General features: G+C 63.7%; 20 protein-coding genes. 8 read left to right on the forward strand and 12 right to left on the reverse strand.

Annotated features, from left to right (window positions below; genetic code table 11):
• Positions 1-3: 3 nt before the first annotated feature.
• Genes ACIPW4_RS19695 through pcaC form a run of 3 tightly spaced genes read left to right on the forward strand, consistent with a single transcriptional unit; the run spans position 4 to position 2,562 of the window.
• Positions 4-1,356, forward strand: a complete 1,353-nt coding sequence (locus tag ACIPW4_RS19695) for a 3-carboxy-cis,cis-muconate cycloisomerase (RefSeq protein ID WP_400660737.1) — start codon at positions 4-6, stop codon at positions 1,354-1,356.
• A gap of 11 nt (positions 1,357-1,367) precedes the next feature.
• Positions 1,368-2,159 carry a 3-oxoadipate enol-lactonase gene (pcaD, locus tag ACIPW4_RS19700; RefSeq protein ID WP_400660739.1) on the forward strand — a complete coding sequence of 264 codons (792 nt, stop codon included), beginning with the start codon at positions 1,368-1,370 and terminating at the stop codon, positions 2,157-2,159.
• A 10-nt stretch (positions 2,160-2,169) separates the two neighbouring features.
• A complete protein-coding gene (gene pcaC, locus ACIPW4_RS19705; RefSeq protein ID WP_028635111.1) occupies positions 2,170-2,562 on the forward strand; it encodes a 4-carboxymuconolactone decarboxylase in 393 nt (130 codons plus the stop codon).
• Here the strand turns inward: pcaC and ACIPW4_RS19710 are convergent.
• From ACIPW4_RS19710 to ttgA, 6 genes are all read right to left on the reverse strand, one after another.
• Positions 2,559-3,071 carry a DUF962 domain-containing protein gene (locus ACIPW4_RS19710; protein WP_400660741.1) on the reverse strand — a complete coding sequence of 171 codons (513 nt, stop codon included), beginning with the start codon at positions 3,069-3,071 and terminating at the stop codon, positions 2,559-2,561. The genes pcaC and ACIPW4_RS19710 overlap by 4 nt on opposite strands.
• A gap of 133 nt (positions 3,072-3,204) precedes the next feature.
• On the reverse strand, positions 3,205-4,128 hold the full coding sequence (locus ACIPW4_RS19715; protein WP_400660742.1) for a LysR family transcriptional regulator: 924 nt from the start codon (positions 4,126-4,128) through the stop codon (positions 3,205-3,207).
• A 159-nt stretch (positions 4,129-4,287) separates the two neighbouring features.
• Positions 4,288-5,451, reverse strand: coding sequence for an OprD family porin (locus tag ACIPW4_RS19720; protein WP_400660850.1), 1,164 nt, complete (start codon positions 5,449-5,451; stop codon positions 4,288-4,290).
• A gap of 331 nt (positions 5,452-5,782) precedes the next feature.
• Positions 5,783-7,237 (reverse strand): AdeC/AdeK/OprM family multidrug efflux complex outer membrane factor, encoded by a 1,455-nt coding sequence (locus ACIPW4_RS19725; RefSeq protein ID WP_400660744.1) that lies wholly within the window; start codon positions 7,235-7,237, stop codon positions 5,783-5,785.
• A complete protein-coding gene (gene ttgB, locus ACIPW4_RS19730) occupies positions 7,234-10,386 on the reverse strand; it encodes a multidrug efflux RND transporter permease subunit TtgB (RefSeq protein WP_400660745.1) in 3,153 nt (1,050 codons plus the stop codon). The genes ACIPW4_RS19725 and ttgB overlap by 4 nt, the downstream gene beginning before the upstream one ends.
• Positions 10,387-10,389: 3 nt before the next feature.
• Positions 10,390-11,544, reverse strand: coding sequence for a toluene efflux RND transporter periplasmic adaptor subunit TtgA (gene ttgA, locus ACIPW4_RS19735; RefSeq protein WP_400660747.1), 1,155 nt, complete (start codon positions 11,542-11,544; stop codon positions 10,390-10,392).
• 255 nt (positions 11,545-11,799) lie between these two features.
• On the opposite strand from ttgA, the gene ttgR reads away from it, so the two are divergent.
• Positions 11,800-12,432 (forward strand): efflux transport transcriptional regulator TtgR, encoded by a 633-nt coding sequence (gene ttgR / locus ACIPW4_RS19740; protein WP_400660749.1) that lies wholly within the window; start codon positions 11,800-11,802, stop codon positions 12,430-12,432.
• Positions 12,433-12,653: 221 nt separating this feature from the next.
• Here ttgR and ACIPW4_RS19745 read toward each other — a convergent pair whose 3' ends face one another.
• Complete coding sequence (locus ACIPW4_RS19745) at positions 12,654-14,105, reverse strand: MDR family MFS transporter (RefSeq protein ID WP_400660751.1); 1,452 nt, start codon at positions 14,103-14,105, stop codon at positions 12,654-12,656.
• 354 nt (positions 14,106-14,459) lie between these two features.
• Here ACIPW4_RS19745 and ACIPW4_RS19750 point away from each other — a divergent pair, with 354 nt between their 5' ends.
• Entirely contained in the window at positions 14,460-15,329 is an 870-nt protein-coding gene (locus tag ACIPW4_RS19750; protein WP_400660752.1) for an oxaloacetate decarboxylase, read from the forward strand.
• Positions 15,330-15,348: 19 nt separating this feature from the next.
• On the opposite strand, the gene ACIPW4_RS19755 is transcribed toward ACIPW4_RS19750, so the two are convergent.
• Both ACIPW4_RS19755 and ACIPW4_RS19760 read right to left on the reverse strand, forming a co-directional pair.
• On the reverse strand, positions 15,349-15,522 hold the full coding sequence (locus ACIPW4_RS19755) for a hypothetical protein (RefSeq protein WP_400660754.1): 174 nt from the start codon (positions 15,520-15,522) through the stop codon (positions 15,349-15,351).
• Between the two features lie 149 nt (positions 15,523-15,671).
• Entirely contained in the window at positions 15,672-16,547 is an 876-nt protein-coding gene (locus ACIPW4_RS19760; protein ID WP_400660755.1) for a LysR substrate-binding domain-containing protein, read from the reverse strand.
• 114 nt (positions 16,548-16,661) lie between these two features.
• On the opposite strand from ACIPW4_RS19760, the gene ACIPW4_RS19765 reads away from it, so the two are divergent.
• On the forward strand, positions 16,662-18,299 hold the full coding sequence (locus ACIPW4_RS19765; RefSeq protein WP_400660757.1) for a 5-guanidino-2-oxopentanoate decarboxylase: 1,638 nt from the start codon (positions 16,662-16,664) through the stop codon (positions 18,297-18,299).
• Positions 18,300-18,433: 134 nt separating this feature from the next.
• Here the strand turns inward: ACIPW4_RS19765 and ACIPW4_RS19770 are convergent, their stop codons facing one another.
• Positions 18,434-19,354, reverse strand: coding sequence for an AraC family transcriptional regulator N-terminal domain-containing protein (locus ACIPW4_RS19770; protein WP_400660759.1), 921 nt, complete (start codon positions 19,352-19,354; stop codon positions 18,434-18,436).
• A gap of 202 nt (positions 19,355-19,556) precedes the next feature.
• Between ACIPW4_RS19770 and ACIPW4_RS19775 the strand changes: the two genes are divergently transcribed.
• Positions 19,557-19,850 carry a putative quinol monooxygenase gene (locus tag ACIPW4_RS19775; RefSeq protein WP_103449332.1) on the forward strand — a complete coding sequence of 98 codons (294 nt, stop codon included), beginning with the start codon at positions 19,557-19,559 and terminating at the stop codon, positions 19,848-19,850.
• Between the two features lie 12 nt (positions 19,851-19,862).
• The gene (locus ACIPW4_RS19780; RefSeq protein ID WP_400660761.1) at positions 19,863-20,129 is read left to right on the forward strand and encodes a hypothetical protein; all 267 of its coding nucleotides are present in this window, start codon (positions 19,863-19,865) and stop codon (positions 20,127-20,129) included.
• Here ACIPW4_RS19780 and ACIPW4_RS19785 read toward each other — a convergent pair whose 3' ends face one another.
• Both ACIPW4_RS19785 and ACIPW4_RS19790 read right to left on the reverse strand, forming a co-directional pair.
• The gene (locus ACIPW4_RS19785; RefSeq protein WP_400660762.1) at positions 20,130-20,735 is read right to left on the reverse strand and encodes a flavin reductase family protein; all 606 of its coding nucleotides are present in this window, start codon (positions 20,733-20,735) and stop codon (positions 20,130-20,132) included.
• A 102-nt stretch (positions 20,736-20,837) separates the two neighbouring features.
• A complete protein-coding gene (locus ACIPW4_RS19790; protein ID WP_400660764.1) occupies positions 20,838-21,164 on the reverse strand; it encodes a hypothetical protein in 327 nt (108 codons plus the stop codon).
• Positions 21,165-21,274 lie beyond the last annotated feature (110 nt).

Consider the following 21,274-nt stretch of genomic DNA (forward strand, 5'->3'; position numbering starts at 1 on the left):
TGCATGAGCAACCAACTGTTCGACGCCTACTTCACCGCGCCGGCCATGCGCGAAGTGTTCTCCGACCGTGGCCGCCTGCAGGGCATGCTCGACTTCGAGGCCGCGCTGGCCCGTGCCGAGGCTGCGGCCGGCCTGGTGCCGCACAGCGCCGTGGCGGCCATCGAGGCGGCTTGCCAGGCCGAGCGCTATGACGTGCGTGCCCTGGCCGATGCCATCGCTACCGCCGGCAATTCGGCGATCCCGCTGGTCAAGGCGTTGGGCAAGGTGATCGCCAGCGGCGTGCCCGAGGCCGAACGCTACGTGCACCTGGGCGCCACCAGCCAGGATGCGATGGATAGCGGGCTGGTACTGCAACTGCGTGATGCGCTGGCGCTGATCGAGGCCGACCTCGGCAAGCTGGCCGACACCCTGGCACGCCAGGCCTTGCAGCATGCCGACACGCCGCTGGTCGGCCGCACCTGGCTGCAACACGCCACGCCGGTGACCCTGGGCATGAAGCTGGCCGGTGTGCTCGGCGCCTTGACCCGCCATCGCCAGCGCCTGCTTGAGCTGCGCCCGAGGTTGCTGGTGCTGCAGTTCGGTGGCGCGTCCGGCAGCCTGGCGGCCCTGGGTAGCAAAGCCCTGCCGGTGGCTGAAGCGCTGGCCGAACAACTCAAGCTGACCTTGCCAGAGCAACCCTGGCACACCCAGCGTGATCGCCTGGTGGAGTTTGCCTCGGTGCTGGGCCTGATTGCCGGCAGCCTGGGCAAGTTCGGCCGCGATGTCAGCCTGCTGATGCAGACCGAAGCCGGGGAGGTGTTCGAGCCTTCCGCACCCGGCAAGGGCGGTTCCTCGACCATGCCGCACAAGCGCAACCCGGTGGGCGCGGCGGTGCTGATCGGTGCTGCTACCCGCGTGCCGGGCCTGCTTTCGACACTGTTCGCCGCCATGCCTCAAGAGCATGAGCGCAGCCTCGGCCTGTGGCATGCCGAATGGGAAACCTTGCCGGACATCTGCTGCCTGGTCTCTGGCGCCCTGCGCCAGGCCCAGGTAATTGCCGAAGGCATGGAGGTGGATGCCGAGCGCATGCGCCGCAACCTCGACCTCACCCAGGGCCTGGTGCTGGCCGAGGCGGTGAGTATCGTGCTGGCCCAGCGCCTGGGCCGTGACCGTGCCCACCACCTGCTGGAGCAATGCTGCCAGCGTGCCGTGGCCGAACAGCGCCACCTGCGTGCCGTACTCGGTGACGAGCCGCAGGTCAGTGCCGAATTGAGCGCGGAAGAACTCGACCGCTTGCTCGACCCTGCTCATTACCTCGGCCAGGCCCGCGTCTGGGTGGCGCGCGCCGTGGCTGAACATCAACGTTTGACTGCCTGAAGGAGACCGCTGTGGCGCACTTGCAACTGGCCGATGGCGTACTGAACTACCAACTCGATGGCCCGGCCGATGCTCCGGTGCTGGTCCTGTCCAACTCGCTGGGTACCGACCTGGGCATGTGGGACAGCCAGATTCCGCTGTGGAGCGAACACTTCCGCGTGTTGCGCTACGACACCCGTGGCCACGGCGCTTCACTGGTCACCAAAGGCCCGTACAGCATCGAGCAACTGGGCCAGGACGTACTGGCGCTGCTCGACGCCCTGGAGATCCAGCACGCGCACTTCGTCGGCCTGTCCATGGGTGGCCTGATCGGCCAGTGGTTGGGCATCAATGCCGGCGAGCGCCTGCACACCCTGACCCTCTGCAACACTGCTGCCAAGATCGCCAACGACGAGGTGTGGAACACCCGTATCGACACCGTGCTCAAGGGCGGGCGGCAAGCCATGGTTGACCTGCGCGATGCCTCCATCGCCCGCTGGTTCACCCCGGCGTTCGCCGAGCAGCAGCCGCAAGAGGCGCAACGCATCTGCCAGATGCTGGCGCAGACCAGCCCCGAGGGTTACGCCGGCAACTGCGCGGCCGTGCGCGACGCCGACTTCCGTGAGCAACTGGGCCGCATCCAGGTGGCGACGCTGATCGTCGCCGGTACCGAAGACGTGGTGACCACGCCGGAGCATGGCCGCTTCATGCAGGCCGGTATCATTGGTGCCACGTACGCCGAGTTCCCGGCGGCGCACCTGTCCAACGTCGAGATCGGCGAGGCGTTCAGCCGCCGCGTGCTCGACTTCCTGCTGGCTCGCTGAGGAATTGGCCATGGACGAGAAACAACGTTACGACGCCGGCATGCAGGTCCGCCGTGCAGTGCTGGGCGATGCCCACGTCGACCGCAGCCTGGAGAAGCTCAACGACTTCAACGGCGAGTTCCAGGAAATGATCACCCGGCACGCCTGGGGCGACATCTGGACCCGTCCGGGCCTGCCACGCCACACCCGCAGCCTGATCACCATCGCCATGCTGATCGGCATGAACCGCAATGACGAGCTCAAGCTGCACTTGCGTGCCGCGGCGAACAATGGCGTGACCCGCGACGAGATCAAGGAAGTGCTGATGCAGAGCGCGATCTATTGCGGCATCCCGGCAGCCAATGCCACCTTCCACCTGGCCGAGTCGGTGTGGGACGAGCTGGGCGTAGAGTCGCGGGGTTAAGCCCCGCGCACGGCCACCGGTCCGGCATTGGCTTCCACGGCCTGTTTCAATGCCGGGCACAGGCCGAGCATGAAGGCCGCCTCAGCTACCACGAACAGCGGGCCGATGATCAGCCCGCTGATATCGTCAACGAACGCCGGTTTGCGGCCTTCGTAGTGATGCCCGACAAACTGGATGATCCAGCCCACCACGAACGCGCCCAGCCCGGCACTGAGCCACAGGCCGGTGGATTGCGTGGCCAGTGCCTGGCCGATCCACAGGCACAGGCCCAGCAGCAGGCCCATGACCAGGCCGAAGCGCAGGTCCAGGCGCAGGTAGAAGCGTACCGCAGCGGCTGCGGCGAGCAGGGCGGGGGACAGCCAGATGCCGGCAAGGTCCCAGCCGGGGCGCGACAGCAGCACCGTGACGGCCACCACGATCAGCGGAATGCCGACGAAGTGGGTGGCGATGTTGCGCGGGTCGCGGTGGTAATTGGCGTACTGGCTCAGGTGCTCGACGAGGTTTTTCATTGTTGTTCCTCCCTGGGTGGCCTGATCTGGTTTGGTCGCGTGTTCCGGCCCTTTCGCGCCGAACCGCCGCGAAAGGGCCGGGACTGGCAACCGATATAGCTCAGGATAGTCTGTAGCCACCACCATCATCAGTTCAGCGAATGCCGGCAGCGCGCATTGGTGCATCCAGCCCCACCAGGGTCTCAATCATAGCCCTGGCCGCCGGTGACAGCCGGTAGCCGCTGCGGCTGACCACTCCACACCGCACGCTCAGCACCTCCAGCGCCGGAGGCAGGTTGCGCCAGTGCAGGCGCACCAGATTCCCGGCGGCGAGGTCATCGGCCACGGCTTCTTCGCTGGCCGTGCCTACGGCATCGCTGGCCAGTACCACGCTGCGCAGCACCGCCAGGTGCTCGGTCTGCAGGTGCGGGATGAAGTCGCTGCGCCCACTCAGGTTGGCCAGGCGTTTGCGCACACCGGGGGCGAGCAGGGCGCTGGCCAGGGGGTAGGCGAACAGGTCGTTGGTCGACAGGCTGTCCTTGCTCAGCAGCGGATGGCCGGGGCGGCAGAAGAACAGCCCGGGGCGCGGGGTGAGTGGTTCGGTGTGGAAGTTGGGATCGGCTTCGAAGGGGCGGATGTCGTCGACGAAGAACTCGATCTGCTCGCGGCGCAGGGCCTGGCCCAGGCGCTCGGCATTGTCCACCACCAGCGCCGTGCGGATGCCGGGGTGGCTGGCGATGAACTGTTGCAGCGCTTGCGGGACCAGGCGCACGGCAAGGGCGGGGCCGCTGCCGAAGTGCAGTTCGCCGGCGTCGAGCTTGGTCATCTGCAGCACTTCGTTGCTCAGCTGCGTGGCCCCTTGTACCAGGCGGCGGGCGTGCTGCAGCACCACCAGGCCCTCGGGGGTTGGGGGCAGGGCTTTGCTGGCGCGGTCGACCAGGGGGCAGCCGAAGGTCTGTTCGAGGTTCTGGATGGCACGGCTGAAGGCGGGTTGGGTGATGCCCATGGCTTCTGCGGCACGGACGAAACTGCGGTAATCGGTGAGGGCGATGAAGTAGCGCAGTTGGCGAAGGTCCATGTCGAGGCTCTGCGGAGGAACAGGGCTCGATTTAAGCGATTGTTTTTTATGTCGTCAAAGAAGGTTTTTAGATTTGTTTATTTCCATTGGTTATTTGTAAAGGCGTCTGGCCTCTTCGCGGGTAAACCCGCTCCTACAGTCGCGAAGAGGCCTGTGAATTCAGAGGAGGTTCAGCGGGTAGCTCACGATCAACCGGTTCTCATCGAACGCGTTGGTGCTGAAGTCCCGGCGCATGGTGGAGTTGCGCCATTTCACCGACAGGTCCTTGAAGGAGCCCGACTGGATCACATAGGCCAGCTCGCTTTCCCGCGCCCATTCCTTGCCATCTGTCACGCCGCCTGCGCTGACGTTGTCACCCTTGATATAGCGGTTCATCAGGGTCAGGCCGGGGATGCCGACGCTGACGAAGTTGAAGTCGTGGCGTACCTGCCAGGAGCGCTCCTTGGCATTGTCGAAGCTCGAGTTGTAGCTGTCGTTGGCCAGGGTGCCGCCGCTGGTGCCGTTGACTCGCATCCAGGCATCGTCACCGCTGACCTTCTGCAGGCCGACATAGAAGGTGTTGCCCTTGTAGCGCGCCGACAGCATCGCCGAGGCGGTTTTGTTGTCCAGCTGGCCGGCGCGTTCTGCGCCATCCTCCTTGCCCCAGAAGTAGCCAAGGTTGGCGCCGAGGGTCCATTCGCCCAACGGCTGGCTGTGCACCAGGTTCAGGTACTGCTGGCGGTAGATGTCCTTGAGCTGGGCGTCCCACAGGCCGATCAGCGTGCGCTTGTCGTTGAAGGTGTATTCCCCGCCGCCGAAGTTGAAGCGGTCCGAGGTGAAGGCTGCGCGGCCGTTGAGCGACATGTCTTCCATGCTGGCATCGTTGCGCGGGCTGTTGGCGCGGAACTGGCCAGCGTAAAGGGTCAGCCCTTCGATCTCCTTCGAGGTGACCTGGCCCCCACGGAAGGTCTGTGGCAGCGAGCGACCGTCGTCCGAACGCAGGATAGGCAGGACGGGCATCCATTCGCCGACCTTCAGTTCTGTTTGCGAGACCCTGGCTTTCAACGCCACGCCCAATCGGCCGAAGTCGTCGGCCGGGCGGCCATCGTCGTGCACCGGTAGCAATTGGGTATTGGCGGTGCCTTTACCGCCATCGAGCTTGACCGAATACAGGCCCAGCACGTCGACACCGAAGCCGACAGTGCCTTGGGTGAAGCCGGAGCGGGCATCGAGGATGAAGCTCTGGGTCCATTCCTCGGCCTTGCCCTGGGCGTTGGCCGGGTCGACGAAGTTGCGGTTGATGTAGAAGTTGCGCAGGTTGAGGCTGGCCTTGGCGTCCTCCATGAACCCGCCAGTGTCGGCGGCGTATGCAGGCAGGGCGCAGGAAAGGGCCAACAGGCCGGGCAGCAGCTGGCGTGCGGGTTGCGAAGTGCTCATCTGTCGTGGATCTCTTGTTTTTATGGGCGAGCCGGTCCGCTGCAGGGTGCGGCCTGCAGGCGCGGGTCTTTTGATGAACTTGTGCAACGTTGCGTGGAGGATGGTGAGGGGCAAGGCGGGGGTGAGGCAATTCGCCGCAAACGGTATTGGGCGATAATCGAACGCTATGTTCCAGCTGGTTAATTTTGTCCAATAAAAAGCCCAGCGCGAGGCTGGGCTTTGTGCTGATGCCGGTTGATCAGCCTTTCGGCGTATCTACCGAAGCCTGTTGATTGGCTTGGCCTGTCTGCTCGTACCAGCCGCCGCCAAGTGCCTTGTACAGGTTGACCTCGCTGGTCAGCTGCGAAAGACGGTCGGTGATCAGCGACTGCTGAGCGCTGAACAGGTTGCGCTGGGCATCGAGGAAGGTCAGGTTGCTGTCGATACCGATGCGGTAGCGGCGTTCGGCCAGGCGGTAGTAATCCTGGTTCGCCTGCACCAGGTCGCGTTGCGCCTGCAGCTGCTCGTCGAAGGTCTTGCGTGCCGCCAGGCCATCGGAGACTTCCTGGAAGGCGGTCTGGATGGTCTTTTCGTACTTGGCGACGTTGATGTCCTTCTGGATCTTCGAGTAGTCCAGGCTGGCCTTCAGGCTGCCGGCGTTGAAGATCGGCAGGTTGATCTGCGGCTGGAACAGCCAGGTGCCCTGGCCGCCTGCGAACAGGTGACCCATGTCGGGGCTCAGGCTGCCGGCGTTGGCGGTCAGGCTGATGCTCGGGAAGAACGCTGCACGGGCGGCGCCGATGTTGGCATTGGCAGCCTTGAGCAGGTGTTCCGCTTCCTGGATGTCCGGGCGGCGCTGGAGGATGTCGGACGGCAGGCCGGCCGGCACTTCGGCCAACTGGTCGGCATTGAGCTCCAGTGGCTTGGCGAGGTTCGCCGGAATGCCGGTGCCCAGCAGCACGGTCAGGCTGTTGACGTCCTGGGCGACCAGACGCTGGTACTGCGAGTACTTGACCCGTGCACCTTCCACGGCGGTACGCGACTGGCTGACGTCGAGCGCAGAAGCCACACCGACTTCATTGCTGCGACGGGTCAGGTTGTAGCTTTCCTCGTAGGTCTTGAGCGTGTCTTCGGTCAGCTTGAACAGGGCCTGGTCGGCCTGCCAGGTGTAGTAGGCGTTGGCCACGCTGGCCACCAGGGCGATCTGCGTGGAGCGGCGCGCCTGCTCGCTGGACAGGTAGGTTTCCAGCGCCTGCTCGGTCAGGCTGCGGACACGTCCGAACAGGTCCAGCTCATAGGCGCTGACGCCCAGGGTGGCGGAGTATTGGCTGGTGATGCCGGACTCACCGGTTTGCGACATGTTGGCCGGCACCCGTTGACGGCTGCCGCTGCCGGTGGCCGAAACCGCCGGGAACAGGTCGGCGCGCTGGATGCGGTACTGGGCGCGGTAGGCGTCGAGGTTCAACGCCGCCACGCGCAGGTCGCGGTTGTTCACCAGCGAAGTCTGGATCAGCTGCTGCAGCGCCGGGTCGTGGAAGAACTGGCGCCAGCCCTGTTCGGCGGCGGCAACGTCGGCCGACTGGGTCGGCGAGTACGCAGGGCCTTGCGGCCACTGCTCAGCCACCGGCGCTTCCGGGGTCTGGTAGTCAGGGATCAGCGAGCAGCCGCCGAGAATGAAAGCGGTTACCGCCAGGGACAACAAAGACTTGGTCATTGCCCAGCCTCATAACGTGGAGTTTCAGGGGTGGCGTCCTTTTCCGGCTCTTTGCTGCCGAACAGCGACGACACTGCGACGAAGAATAGCGGTACCCAGAAGATTGCCAGCACGGTCGCACTGATCATGCCGCCGATCACACCGGTACCAATAGCGTGCTGGCTACCGGCGCCGGCGCCGCTGGCGATGGTCAACGGTACCACGCCGAGGATGAACGCCAGCGAGGTCATGATGATCGGACGCAGACGCATGCGGCACGCCTCGATGGCCGCGTCGTACAGGCTGCGGCCCTGCTCGTGCAGTTCCTTGGCGAATTCGACGATCAGGATCGCGTTCTTCGCGGCCAGGCCGATGGTAGTCAACAGGCCGACCAGGAAGTACACGTCGTTGGACAACCCGCGCAGGCTGGTGGCGATCAGTGCACCGATGATACCCAGCGGTACTACCAGCACGACGGCGATCGGGATCGACCAGCTTTCGTACAGCGCTGCCAGGCAGAGGAACACGAACAGTAACGAAAGGGCGAACAGCGCCGGCATCTGCGAGCCGGAGAGTTTTTCCTCGTAGGACATGCCGGTCCAGGAGAAGCCGACACCCGCTGGCAGTTCACCGGCAATGCGCTCGACTTCGGCCATGGCTTCACCCGTACTGTAGCCCGGCGCCGGTGCACCGAGGATCTCCATCGCTTCGACGCCGTTGTAACGCGACAGCTTCGGCGAACCGTAGGTCCATTCCCCCTTGGCGAAGGAGGAGAACGGCACCATCTCGCCGGCGCCGTTGCGCACGTACCACTTCTGCAGGTCTTCCGGGCTCATCCGCGAGTCGGGTTCACCCTGGATGTACACCTTCTTGACCCGGCCACGGTCGATGAAGTCGTTGACGTAGCTGGCACCCAGGGCAATCGACAGGGTGTTGTTGATGTCGGCGATGGTCACGCCCAGGGCGCTGGCACGTTCGTCATCGATGGTCAGCTGGTACTGCGGTTCATCGTTCAGGCCGTTCGGGCGCACGGCACTGAGGATCTTGCTTTGCGCGGCCTTGGCCAGGAACTGGTTGCGCGCCTCCATCAGTTTGGCGTGGCCGACACCGCCGCGGTCCTGCAGGAACACGTCGAAGCCGGTGGCGTTACCCAGCTCCAGCACCGCAGGCGGGGCGAAGGCGAACACCATCGCATCGCGGAAAGTGAAGAAGTGTTGCTGGGCGCGCTGGGCGAGGTTGAACACGCTGTTCTCGGCCGAACGCTCACCCCATGGCTTGAGCATGATGAATGCCATGCCGGAGCTCTGGCCACGGCCGGCGAAGTTGAAGCCGTTGACGGTGAACACCGAGGCTACGGTGTCGGCTTCTTCCTTGAGCAGGTACTCGCGCATCTGGTCGACCACCACTTGGGTGCGCTCGGCACTGGAGCCGGCCGGCGTCTGCACCTGGGCGAACAGCACGCCCTGGTCTTCTTCAGGCAGGAACGCGGTAGGGATGCGGGCGAACAACCAGATCATGCCGACCACGATCAGCGCATAGGCCAGCAGGAACGGCATCTTATTGCGCAGAATGGTGCCAACGCTTCGCTCATACCCGTTGACGCTGCGGTCGAAGTTGCGGTTGAACCAGCCGAAGAAGCCACCTTTGGCGGTGTGGTGCTCGCCTTTCTTCAGGGGCTTGAGCATGGTTGCGCACAGTGCCGGGGTGAAGATCAGCGCCACCAGCACCGACAGGCCCATGGCCGAGACGATGGTGATGGAGAACTGCCGGTAGATCACCCCCGTGGAGCCACCGAAGAACGCCATGGGCAGCAGTACCGCCGACAACACCAGGGCGATACCCACCAGGGCGCCCTGGATCTGCTCCATGGAGCGTTTGGTCGCTTCCTTGGGCGGCAAGCCTTCCTCGGACATCACCCGCTCGACGTTTTCCACCACGACGATGGCGTCGTCCACCAGCAAGCCGATGGCCAGGACCATGGCGAACATGGTCAGGGTGTTGATGCTGAAGCCCGCAGCGGCAAGGATGCCGAAGGTCCCCAGCAACACCACCGGGACGGTCATGGTGGTGATGATGGTGGCGCGGAAGTTCTGCAGGAACAGGTACATCACCAGGAACACCAGGACCACGGCTTCGATCAGGGTGTGGATCACACCGCTGATCGATTCGGTGACCACCGGGGTGGTGTCATACGGGAATACCGCCTTCACGCCTGGCGGGAAGAACGGCTCCAGGTCGGAAATGGTCTTGCGCAGGGCCTTGGCAGTGTCCAGGGCGTTGGCGCCGGTGGCCAGCTTGACCGCAAGGCCGGAAGCCGGCTTGCCGTTGAACTGCGCACTGATCGCGTAGTTTTCGCCGCCCAGGCCGACCTGGGCAACGTCGCCCAGACGCACTTGCGAGCCGTCGTTGTTGACCTTGAGCAGGATCTTCTCGAACTGCTCGGCGGTCTGCAGGCGGGTCTTGCCGATGATGGTGGCGTTCAGCTGGGTGCCCGGCAGGGCAGGCAGGCCGCCGAGCTGGCCGGAGGATACCTGCACGTTCTGCGCGGCAACCGCGGTCCTGACGTCGACCGGGGTCAGCTGAAACTTGTTCAGCTTGGCCGGATCGAGCCAGATGCGCATGGCGTACTGTGCACCGAACACCTGGAAGTCACCGACACCGGCGGTCCGCGAAATCGGGTCCTGCATGTTGGAGACGATGTAGTTGGCCAGGTCGTCCTTGGTCATGCTGCCGTCTTCGGACACCAGGCCGATCACCAGCAGGAAGTTCTTCACTGCCTTGGTGACGCGGATACCTTGCTGCTGCACTTCCTGCGGCAGCAGCGGGGTGGCCAGGTTCAGCTTGTTCTGCACCTGGACCTGGGCAGTGTCGGAATTGGTGCCCTGCTCGAAGGTGGCGGTAATGGTCATGCTGCCATCGGAGTTACTTTCCGACGACACATACCGCAGGTTGTCGATACCGTTGAGCTGCTGCTCGATGACCTGTACCACGGTGTCCTGCACGGTCTGCGCCGAGGCGCCCGGGTAGGTCACGGCGATGGCGATGGCCGGCGGCGCGATGCTCGGGTACTGGTTGATCGGCAGCTTCAGGATCGACAACGTGCCGACCAGCATGATCACCAAGGCGATCACCCAGGCGAAGATCGGGCGATCGATAAAGAACTTCGACATGGTTTACTCCGCTTTGGCGTCGGCTTTGGCCGCGTTGGCCTGATCAGGGCCACCTGGCTTCTTGACGTTGGTGGCGTCGCTGACCTTGACCTCGACGCCTGGGCGCACGTACTGCAGGCCTTCGGTGATCAGGCGGTCGCCCGGGTTCAAGCCTTCCTCGATCAGCCAGTCGCTGCCCAGGGTACGGCTGGCCTTGAGCTGGCGCAGTTCGACCTTGTTCTCCTGGTTGACCACCAGCGCGGTCGGCGCGCCTTTGAGGTCGCGGGTCACGCCCTGCTGCGGAGCCAGGATGGCGTTGGCGTTGACCCCGGCCTTGAGCCGCGCGTGCACGAACATGCCAGGCAGCAGGGTGTGATCGGGGTTGGGGAACAGCGCACGCAGGGTCACCGAGCCTGTGGTCTCGTCGACCGAGACTTCGGAGAACTCCAGGCGACCGTCCTGCTTGAACAGGCTGCCGTCTTCCAGCACCAGCTGCACCGAGGCGGCGTTGGCGCCGGCCTTCTGCAGCTGGCCGCTTTCCAGGTCACGGCGCAGCTTCAGCAGCTCGGCGGTGGACTGGGTGACGTCGACGTAGATCGGGTCGAGCTGCTGGATGGTGGCCATGGCGTTGGTCTGGCCATTGCTCACCAGGGCGCCTTCGGTGAACGAGGAACGGCCAATACGGCCGCTGATCGGGGCGAGGACCTTGGTGTAGCGCAGGTCGATCTGCGCGCTTTTCAGCGAAGCCTCAGCCTGCAATCGTTTGGCACTGGCGTCGTCGTATTCCTGTTTCGACACCGCCTGTTCGCTGACCAGCTGCTTGTAGCGCTCGGCCAGCGACTTGGTCGCCTGCAGGTTGGCCTGGGCGTTGGCCAGGGTGGCTTCATACACGGAAGGGTCGATCTGGTACAGCTGCTGGCCTTCCTTGACCTCGCTGCCTTCCTTGAACAGGCGCTTGAGGATGATGCCATTGACCTGCGGGCGCACTTCGGCGACGCGGAAGGCGCTGGTGCGCCCCGGCAGTTCCGAGGTCAAGGTGAAGGATTGCGGCTGGATGGTCACGACGCCTACCTGAGGAGCCTGTGCTGCGGGCGCGGCTTCTTCTTTCTTACAGCCACTTAGCAGGGTTGCCAGGGCGACGGCGGAAACCAGAGCGGTAACGGCTGGCTTGAATTGCATGAGGATCCTCGGGTCGCAAGAGCAGGGAGACGCTCAAGAGTAATGGAAGAGTCTTGTCAGAAAAAAACTATCCGGTGGATAAATAGCTTACTAACGAATATACTTACATTCACGGTTGTTTGTAAATACCGCTGGGTAGTACTTGGCTACTACCGCAGCCCTTGATTAGCCCATCCGGGAGGCACCCTGCAGAGGTGACCCCGGCGGTTTTCCCCGTTTGCACAGCGCAGCGGGCCCAGATGAGGTTGCACTGCCATGGTCCGTCGAACCAAAGAAGAAGCCCAGGAAACCCGCGCCCAGATCATCGAGGCAGCGGAAAAGGCCTTCTACAAGCGCGGGGTTGCGCGCACCACGCTGGCCGACATCGCCGAACTGGCTGGCGTGACCCGAGGGGCAATCTACTGGCACTTCAACAACAAGGCCGAGCTGGTGCAGGCGCTGCTCGACAGCCTGCATGAAACCCATGACCACTTGGCGCGGGCCAGTGAAAGCGAAGACGAACTGGACCCGCTCGGCTGCATGCGCAAGCTGCTGCTGCAGGTGCTGAACGAGCTGGTACTGGACGCCCGTACGCGGCGTATCAATGAAATCCTGCATCACAAGTGCGAGTTCACCGATGACATGTGTGAAATACGCCAGCAGCGCCAAGGGGCGGTGCTGGATTGTCATGTGGGCATCGACCTGGCGCTGGCCAATGCCGTGCGCCGCGGGCAGTTGCCGGTGGAGCTGGATGTCGGGCGCGCGTCTGTCGCCCTGTTCGCCTATATAGACGGCCTGATCGGGCGCTGGCTGCTGCTGCCGGACAGTTTCGATCTGCTGGGCGACGTGGAAAAATGGGTCGACACAGGGCTGGATATGCTGCGCTTGAGCCCCGCGCTGCGCAAATGACACTTTGTTAAGGATTGTGAGGAAGTGTTTCCCTTGTGTATTAAGTGAGCATTAATACCTTTCGGCAATCCTGCTGCACGCTCATTCTCTATAGGAGCGGCCTTGTGTCGCGAAAGGGCCGCAGAGCGGCTCCGGCAATTCACGCGGCGGAGCTGAAATACTGGGGGCGCTTCGCACCCCTTTCGCGACACAAGGCCGCTCCTACAAAAAGCGCGCAGGCGTTAGCGGCCGCGTAACTGCCGGTCGGGCAGTGCCAAGGCCGCCAGCAGACCCAGCAAGGCAATCGCCGCACTGCCCAGCAACAGATGGCGGAACGTCTCCAGTAGCCTCATCTGGGTGCCTGGATCCGGCTCGCCCGCCTTCAGGCTGCCCAGCAGCGGGTTGCCCAGCAACTCGAAACCACCCTGTTGCAGCAGCGCCAGCAGCAGACTGGACATGCACGCCACACCCATGGCCCCACCCAGTGAGCGGAACAGGTTGGTGGTGCTGGTGGCCACCCCGATATCCTTGCTGTCCACGGCGCTCTGCGTACCCACCAGCGAGGTCGGGAACTGCAAACCGCAGGCGATACCGGTCAAGAGCATGAATACGGCACTGAGCACGCCTGACTGCGGCGGGGTGATGGCCATGGCGAAGACCGCCACGGGCATCAACACGGCACCTGCCAGAATCTGCGGCTTGAAGCGCCCGGTGCGGCTGGTCATGCGGCCACCGGTGAAGGCGCCCAGGGGCAGGCCCAGGGCCAGCGGCAGCAGGTGCAGCGCGGCGCTGTCGGCACCGGCGCCGGTGATGCCCTGATAGCGCAGCGGCATCAGCATGGTCAGCGAAATCGACTGGAAGCTGGCGAAGAAGATTACCCCCCAGCACAGCACGGCCACCCGATTGCCGAACAGGCCCATGGGCAGCAGCGGTTCCTGGCAGCGCCGCTCATGGCCGATGAACAAGGCCAGGGCCAGCACCGCACAAGCGAACAAGGCCAGCACGGAAGGCGTGGTCCAGGTCAGGCCTTGGCCGACCAAGGTAATGCCCAGCAGCAGGCTGCCCAGGCCGAGGATCAGCAGCACGGCGCCGAGGTAGTCGACCCGCGCCTGGCGACGCTGTACCGGCATGCCGGCCAGGGCGCGGTGGATCGCCCACAATGCGACCAGGCCCAGCGGCAGGTTGATCCAGAATACCCAGCGCCAGGACAGGTATTCGGTCAGCCAGCCGCCGAGCACTGGCCCGGCCACGCTGGCCACGGCATACATGCTGCTGAAGTAGCCCTGATAACGGCCTCGCTCACGCGGCGGCACGAAGTCGCCGATGATCGCCTGGCTCACCGATACCATGCCGCCAGCACCGATGCCTTGCAGCACCCGCGCCATCACCAGTTGCGGCATGTCCTGGGCCAGGGCGCAGGCGATCGAAGCCAGGGTGAACAGGCTCAGGCCGGTGAGGATCATGCGCCGGCGGCCATACAGGTCGCCGAGCTTGCCGTAGATCGGCACGGCCACGGTCATGGCCACCATATAGCCGGAAATCACCCAGGCCAGCAGGCCGACGTCATTGAATTGAGCGGAGATGGCCGGCATGGAGACGGCAACGATCGTCTGGTCCAGGGCACCGAGGAAGATCGCCAGCATCAGGGCGGTCAACACGTTGCGCAGGGCTGTCGGGGGCAGGGCGGCGGTCACGGGGTTACCTTGTCCGGAGGATGGCGCGAGTAGCGGGATTGTAACCCGAGTTAGGTAGCTTCCTATGTACTATCTGCATCGCCTATGCAAGATCGGCATTGGCGCATTCATCCAGCGCTGCATGGCCGCGTGATATCGTTGGTATGCCACAGGGGCTGAAAAGCCGCGGCCTGCACCAGCTTGGTGCAACATATTGCCGCAGGCTCGATACGCCACTGTCTCCCACACCTTTTATTCCTCTGCCTGCATGTCGAGCATGACCGCCCAGATGGCGACGGTTGGAACAGGTCAGGTAGACCCGATTCAGGGGTCGGTAGCAACCGTTCAATTTCTACATATATAAGCGGAGTGATCATGCCCAAGGCTTCCCATCAAGATCTGCGTTTTGCCTTCCGCGAGCTGCTCGCTTCAGGTTCTTGCTATCACACCGCCTCCGTGTTCGACCCGATGTCGGCCCGCATCGCTGCCGACCTGGGTTTCGAAGTCGGTATCCTCGGCGGTTCCGTGGCTTCGTTGCAGGTGCTGGCGGCACCTGACTTTGCCCTGATCACCTTGAGTGAGTTCGTCGAGCAGGCCACCCGTATCGGCCGCGTGGCGCAACTGCCGGTACTCGCCGATGCCGACCACGGCTATGGCAATGCGCTCAACGTCATGCGCACAGTCATCGAACTGGAGCGCGCAGGCGTGGCTGCGCTGACCATCGAAGACACCCTGTTGCCCGCCCAGTTCGGGCGCAAGTCCACCGACCTGATCCCGGTCGAGGAGGGCGTGGGCAAGATCCGTGCAGCCCTGGAAGCGCGCGTCGATTCGTCGTTGTCGATCATCGCCCGGACCAACGCCGGCGTGCTCACCACCGAGGAAATCATCGTGCGCACCCAGAGCTACCAGAAGGCTGGTGCCGACGGTATCTGCATGGTCGGGGTGACGGATTTCGAGCAGCTGGAGCAGATTGCCGAACACCTGACCGTGCCGCTGATGCTGGTGACCTACGCCAACCCCAACCTGCGCGACGACGAGCGCCTGGCGCGCTTGGGCGTACGGATTGTGGTCGATGGCCACGCCGCCTACTTTGCCGCGATCAAGGCCACTTACGACTGTTTGCGCCTACAGCGCGGCCGTCAGAACAAGTCCGAGAACCTCAACGCCACCGAACTTTCGCACACCTACACCCAGCCCGAGGACTACATCCGCTGGGCCAAGGAGTACATGAGCGTCGAGGAATGATCGGCGTGGCGCCGGTCAGTTAACGAACGGCACTCAAGGTTGCTGTATGCGGCACGCAGTGTTCGTGCAAGCAACTGTTGGCCGCACTGGGCTGGTTGCGTAGCAGCTCGGCGCGCCAGCAGGCCGAGCCATACAGCGCTGCGACCGCGGTCAGGGCCATGACCAGGGCGACTCTTCTGGACTTGATGCCCATGGTGCTCACCTCCTGTTACTGCGACAGGTGACACCCCTAAGCATAGTCAATACAAACCCCGGTCCCACTGCGGTTCGTCCTTGAACCGCTGCACGTAATCGGCGACCGCATCCACCAGCCCGGATACCTAGTCGCCCGCGAACAGGCCGTCACTGGCTGGCTCGGTTTTCCAGCCAATCTAGCAATTCCACCAAGACCGGCGAATGGCTCCTGGCGTGGCTCGCCAGGTAATACGCTTTGCCGGTTCGTACCTTCAGCGCAAATGGCATGCACAGTCGCCCCCCGCGCAAGTCATCACCGATCAGCGCCCAGTCACCAATCGCCACTCCGGTTCCTTGCGAGGCCATGGCCATTGCCATGTCCAGTGTCTCGAAATGCTGCTTCGGCCCCTGTGCCTCCAGTACCACGCCCGCTGCCTGGAGCCACAGCTGCCAGTCATGTTCATCCCGTGACGGGTGTAACAGCATGTGGCGCGCCAGGTCCTGGATCTGTTGCAGCGGAGCGGGCCCATTCAACAGCGACGGCGCGCACACCGGCGTCAGCTGTTCGTCGAACAGCTTGCGCACCCGCAACCCATGGTTCGGCGCATCGCCATAAACCACGGCGGCGTCGAACCCCTCACGGCGAAAGTCGACGCCATGCTGCACCGTGGTCGTCAGTTCGACCGGCACGTCGGGCCGCAGCGCCTGCCACTCCATGAGCCGCGGCAGCAGCCAGCGCATCACGCAGGTCGGTGCCTTGAGCTGCAAGGTGGCGCTGCGCCCGCCCACTTCGCGCACGCCTTGTTCGATAAGGCCGAAGATCTGCTGTACCCGTGGCAGCCAGTCCTGACCTTCGCGGGTCAGGTTCAAACCGCGGGCCTGGCGCTGGAACAAGGCGTAGCCCAGGTGCTCTTCGAGCCCGGCGATCTGGCGGCTCACGGCGCCTTGGGTGATGTGCAGCTGCTGTGCGGCACGGGTGAAATTGCAGTGCTGGGCGGTCACCAGAAAGGTGTGCAGGGCGGGCAGGGGAGGTAAGCGTTTCATTGCACTCAGCCATGATTTCAGGACATGGCTAGTATGTGTTTTTTTGCATTGTGGCGGTAGCCATGCCAGCGGTCCAATGGGTGCAGATTCCAACAAGATCGAAGGTAAAATCCGATGGCAACCTGCGGCGAAGTACTGGTCAAACTCCTTGAAGGCTATGGCGTGGACCATGTCTTCGGCATTCCCGGCGTACACACCGTCGAGCTCTACCGGGGCTTGGCGGGGTCGTCAATCCGTCATATCACCCCACGTCACGAGCAGGGCGCCGGGTTCATGGCTGATGGCTATGCGCGTACCCGTGGCAAGCCAGGGGTGTGCTTCATCATTACCGGCCCGGGAATGACCAATATCACCACTGCCATGGGCCAGGCTTATGCCGACTCGATCCCGATGCTGGTGATCTCCAGCGTACAGTCGCGCGATCAGCTGGGCGGTGGTCGTGGCAAGCTGCACGAGCTGCCCAACCAGGCCGCGCTGGTATCGGGTGTGGCGGCGTTCTCGCAAACGCTGATGAGCGCCAATGACCTGCCGCAGGTGCTGGCTCGCGCCTTTGCCGTGTTCGACGGCGCCCGCCCGCGCCCGGTGCATATCGAAATCCCGTTGGATGTGCTGGTCGAACCCGCCGACCACCTGCTGCCCGGCCGCCCTGTGCGCAGTGCCCGCGCAGGCGCCGCACCCCAGGCGGTGGCCGCCATGGCCGAGTGCCTGGCCAAGGCCCGCCGGCCGTTGATCCTTGCCGGAGGCGGCGCACTGGCTGCGGGAGCGCCACTGGCGCTGCTGGCTGAACACCTGCAGGCTCCGGTGGCGCTGACCATCAATGCCAAAGGCCTGCTACCTGCCAGCCACCCGTTGCAGATAGGTTCGACCCAATCGCTGGTTGCCACCCGTGAACTGGTGGAAGAGGCCGATGTGGTACTGGCGATCGGCACCGAGCTGGCCGAGACCGACTATGACGTGACGTTCAAGGGTGGCTTCAAGATTCCGGGGAGCTTGCTGCGCATCGACATCGACCCGGACCAGACCGTGCGCAATTACCTGCCGGAGCTGGCGCTGGTCGCGGATGCCGAGCTGGCCGCCCTGGCCGTGCTCGAGGCCTTGCGGCAGCTACCAGCGCCAGTGCATGCCGAAGGTTGGGGCGTTGCCCGGGCGCAGCGCCTGCGCGAAACGTTGGCAACGGGCTGGGACCAGCCGACATTGAGCCAGACGCGCTTGCTGACGGGCATCCTGGAGCGGCTGCCCAATGCGATCCTGGTCGGTGACTCGACTCAGCCGGTGTACACCGGCAACCTGACCCTGGACATGGCTCAGCCGCGCCGTTGGTTCAATGCATCAACCGGTTACGGCACCTTGGGTTACGCCTTGCCTGCTGCGATGGGCGCCTGGTTGGGCAGTGCCGAAAAAATCAGCGAGCGGGCACCGGCTATTTGCCTGATTGGCGATGGCGGCATGCAGTTCACCCTGCCGGAACTGGCCAGCGCGGTTGAGGCTCAGGTACCGCTGATTGTGCTGCTGTGGAATAACCAAGGCTACGAGGAGATCAAGAAGTACATGGTCAACCGGGCCATCGAGCCGGTTGGCGTGGATATCCATACCCCGGACTTCATCGCTGTGGCGCGGGGATTGGGCGCTGAAGCCGAACATGTTGCCGATGTCGGGCAACTGCAGGCTGCGTTGGGCAAGGCGGTGGAGCGCAAGGGGCCGACCTTGATCCAGGTCGATCAGAACCAGTGGCAGGCTTCAGTGGTGGAGTGAGATACAGTCTTTGCTGCACCGGCCTCTTCGCGGGCAAGCCCGCTCCCACAGGTACGGCGCAGTCTCCGAGACTGTGGAGACCCTGGGGAGCGGGTTTACCCGCGAAGAGGCCGGTGCAGGTTCGCGCTGATTCTTCAACCGGCGCTGGCCCGCAACCGCGCCACATCTCGGATCGGCGGTGCGCCATACAGCCGGCTGTACTCGCGGCTGAACTGCGACGGGCTTTCATACCCTACTCGATAGCCCGCAACCGCAGCCTCCAGACCATCATTGAGCATCAGCCGCCGCGCCTCCTGCAGGCGCAGTTGCTTCTGGTACTGCAAGGGGCTCATCGAGGTCACGGCCTTGAAGCGGTGATGCAAGGTCGAGGTGCTGAGGTTGACCTCGCGGGCCAGGTCCTCGATGCGCAGCGGTTGCTGGAAGTTCTGGTTGAGCCATGTGATGGCCTGGCACACTCGGTGAGTCTGGCTGTTGGCCAGGGCAATTTCGTACAGGCGATAGCCCTGCGGCCCACGCAACAGGCGGTAGAGGATCTCGCGACGGATCAGCGGCGCCAGCATGCCGATGTCACGTGGCGTATCGAGCAAGCGCACCAGCCGCAGCAGCGCGTCGAGCAGCTGCGGGTCGGTGCGCTCCACATACAGGCCGCGCCCGGAAGGCAGGTTGGGCACCAGCATGGGGCCACTTTCCGCGATCAGCTGGCTGATCTCTGCCGGGTCGAGGTCCATGCGGATGCCCAGGCTCGGGTTCTCCGGGCTGGCGTCCAGCTTCACACCACTGAGCGGCAAGGTCACCGATACCACCATGTAGTGCAACGGGTCGTAGGCGTACTGTTCGTCGCCGAGGAACAGGCTTTTACTGCCTTGCGCCAGGATGCACAGGGCCGGCTGGGCCAAAGTCGGCACCGAACGGACGTTCTCTGTGTAGCGCACCAGGTACAGGTCGTCGATAGCCGACGCGGGGCCGTAGGGCTCACCGGCGTGCTTGCGAATCAGCTCGGCCAGTTCCTGGCGTTGCACTTCCAGAGTCGGGTCGATGGACGGGGCGGTGGTCATGATGGCGTTCCTCTGCTGACCGACGCAGCATAGGTTTGGGCAACGGCGGGCGCTAGTCGAAAGCTGCACGTCGATTGCCTGATCCTGCCGCGCTGCAGGATCAGGCAATCGCTGAGCAGTAATGACCTAACGCGCCACGCGCGCCAACCCCTAACCTTGGCAGCCTGGTTTTTCCGCCCGCGTGCTTCAAGGAGATCGTGCAATGACCCTACGACAACCGGTCACCCATCTGGCATTCATCCGCGCCAGCAGCGGTCGTTCCGCAGAGCTCGGCGCGCGCCTGCGCGACCTGCTGGAGCCGTCCTTGCGCACCCCGGGGTGCCTAAGCTTCACCGTGCAGCGCTCCCAGGCTGACGCCGACCTGTGGTTGCTCAGCGGTAGCTGGCAGGATCAGCAGGCGATGAGTGGCTACTTTGCCTCACCCACTCTCAATGTGTTCGGCGAGCTGGTGCAGGCGCAGGTCGTCAGCAGCCTCGACCTGCATACCTTCGATTGAAACACGGTTAGAATGCCGCCCCTCGATCAACAGGCGGATGGCAACATGGCACGTAGAGAATTCCCGCATTTCGAAGCGGTTTCGGCGATGGTCCCGGTGGAAGGCGGTGGCTATAACGCTGCCATCGCGGTCAAGGCCCTGGGCATGGGCGGCGCGCCGCGCTTTCATAAAGTACTCGACGGGCAAGTGTTCAACAGCGCCATGGCGGCCGACGAAGCCGCCTGCGCCGAGCTTTCACGCCTGCAGGGTGTGGGCGAGGAAGGCGAACTGATCTGGTGATCAGGCCTGTGGGCGAGCCATCTTGAACAGGTTGCCCAATTCGAAGTAATCCGCCGGGCCTCCGCCACGCAGGATCGGCTCGGCGGCAGCGGTATCGTAGATACCGTTCCTGAGCAGGTGTTCGGCAATGTGCACCGCCACCACCTCACCCAGGATCAGCCAGCTCGGCACCGGTTCCTGATCGGCGCGCCTGAGCTGGACGATCTGGCTCACCTTGCACTCGAAGGCCACTGGCGTTTCGCCCACGCGTGGCACCTTGACGATGTTCGATGGCACCGCAGTCAGGCCGCTCAGCTCGAACTCGTTGATATCGGCGGCGACGGCCGCGCAGCTCTGGTTCATCTGCTCGGCCAGTGGCCGGGTCGCCAGGTTCCAGACGAACTCGCCGGTCTGCTCGATGTTGTTCAGGCTGTCTTTGCGCCCGACGCTGCAGAAACCGATGATCGGTGGAATGTAGTTGAAGGCGTTGAAAAAGCTGTACGGCGCAAGGTTCAACTGGCCGTCCTGGCTCTGCGAGGAGATCCAGCCGATCGGGCGCGGGCCGACGATGGCGTTGAACGGGTCGTGGGGCAGGCCGTGGCCTTTGGCGGGTTCGTAGTAGTACATCTGCCAGCATCCTGGGAACGAGGTGCCTAGTGTGCCAAGGCTTTGTCCGCCTGAAAATGATCAAGCCCGGCGCGAGGCCGGGCTGGTAGCGCGCAACAGGTATCAGCTGATGCGGTGGGCGTTGGTGTGGTCGAAGCCATCTTCGGCGAAGCGTTGGCCACCGGTGCGATCGAAACCGTCTTCGGCGAAGCGCTGGGCGCCAGTGCGGTCGTAACCGTCTTCGGCAAAGCGTTGGCCGCCAGTGCGGTCGAAACCATCTTCAGCGAAGCGTTGTGCGCCAGTGTGATCGAAGCCGTCTTCGGCGTAGCTGGCCGATTGAGTCTGGGCGGTGGCGAAGGTGTGGGCGTTGGTGCGATCGAAACCATCTTCGGCGAATGCACCAGCAGCGAATACCGAGAGGGCCAGGGTGAGAATCAGTTTGCTTTTCATGGTGGTTGCTCCTTTGAGTTGCGAGAGATGGTTTGTTTCGATGGATTTGATGCTACGCCGATGAATTTGATAAAAAAGCGCAAAAAATAGCGCCTAAAAATCGAATTTTC

This window comes from Pseudomonas sp. NPDC089996 (genome assembly GCF_044748405.1).
Classification (GTDB): domain Bacteria; phylum Pseudomonadota; class Gammaproteobacteria; order Pseudomonadales; family Pseudomonadaceae; genus Aquipseudomonas.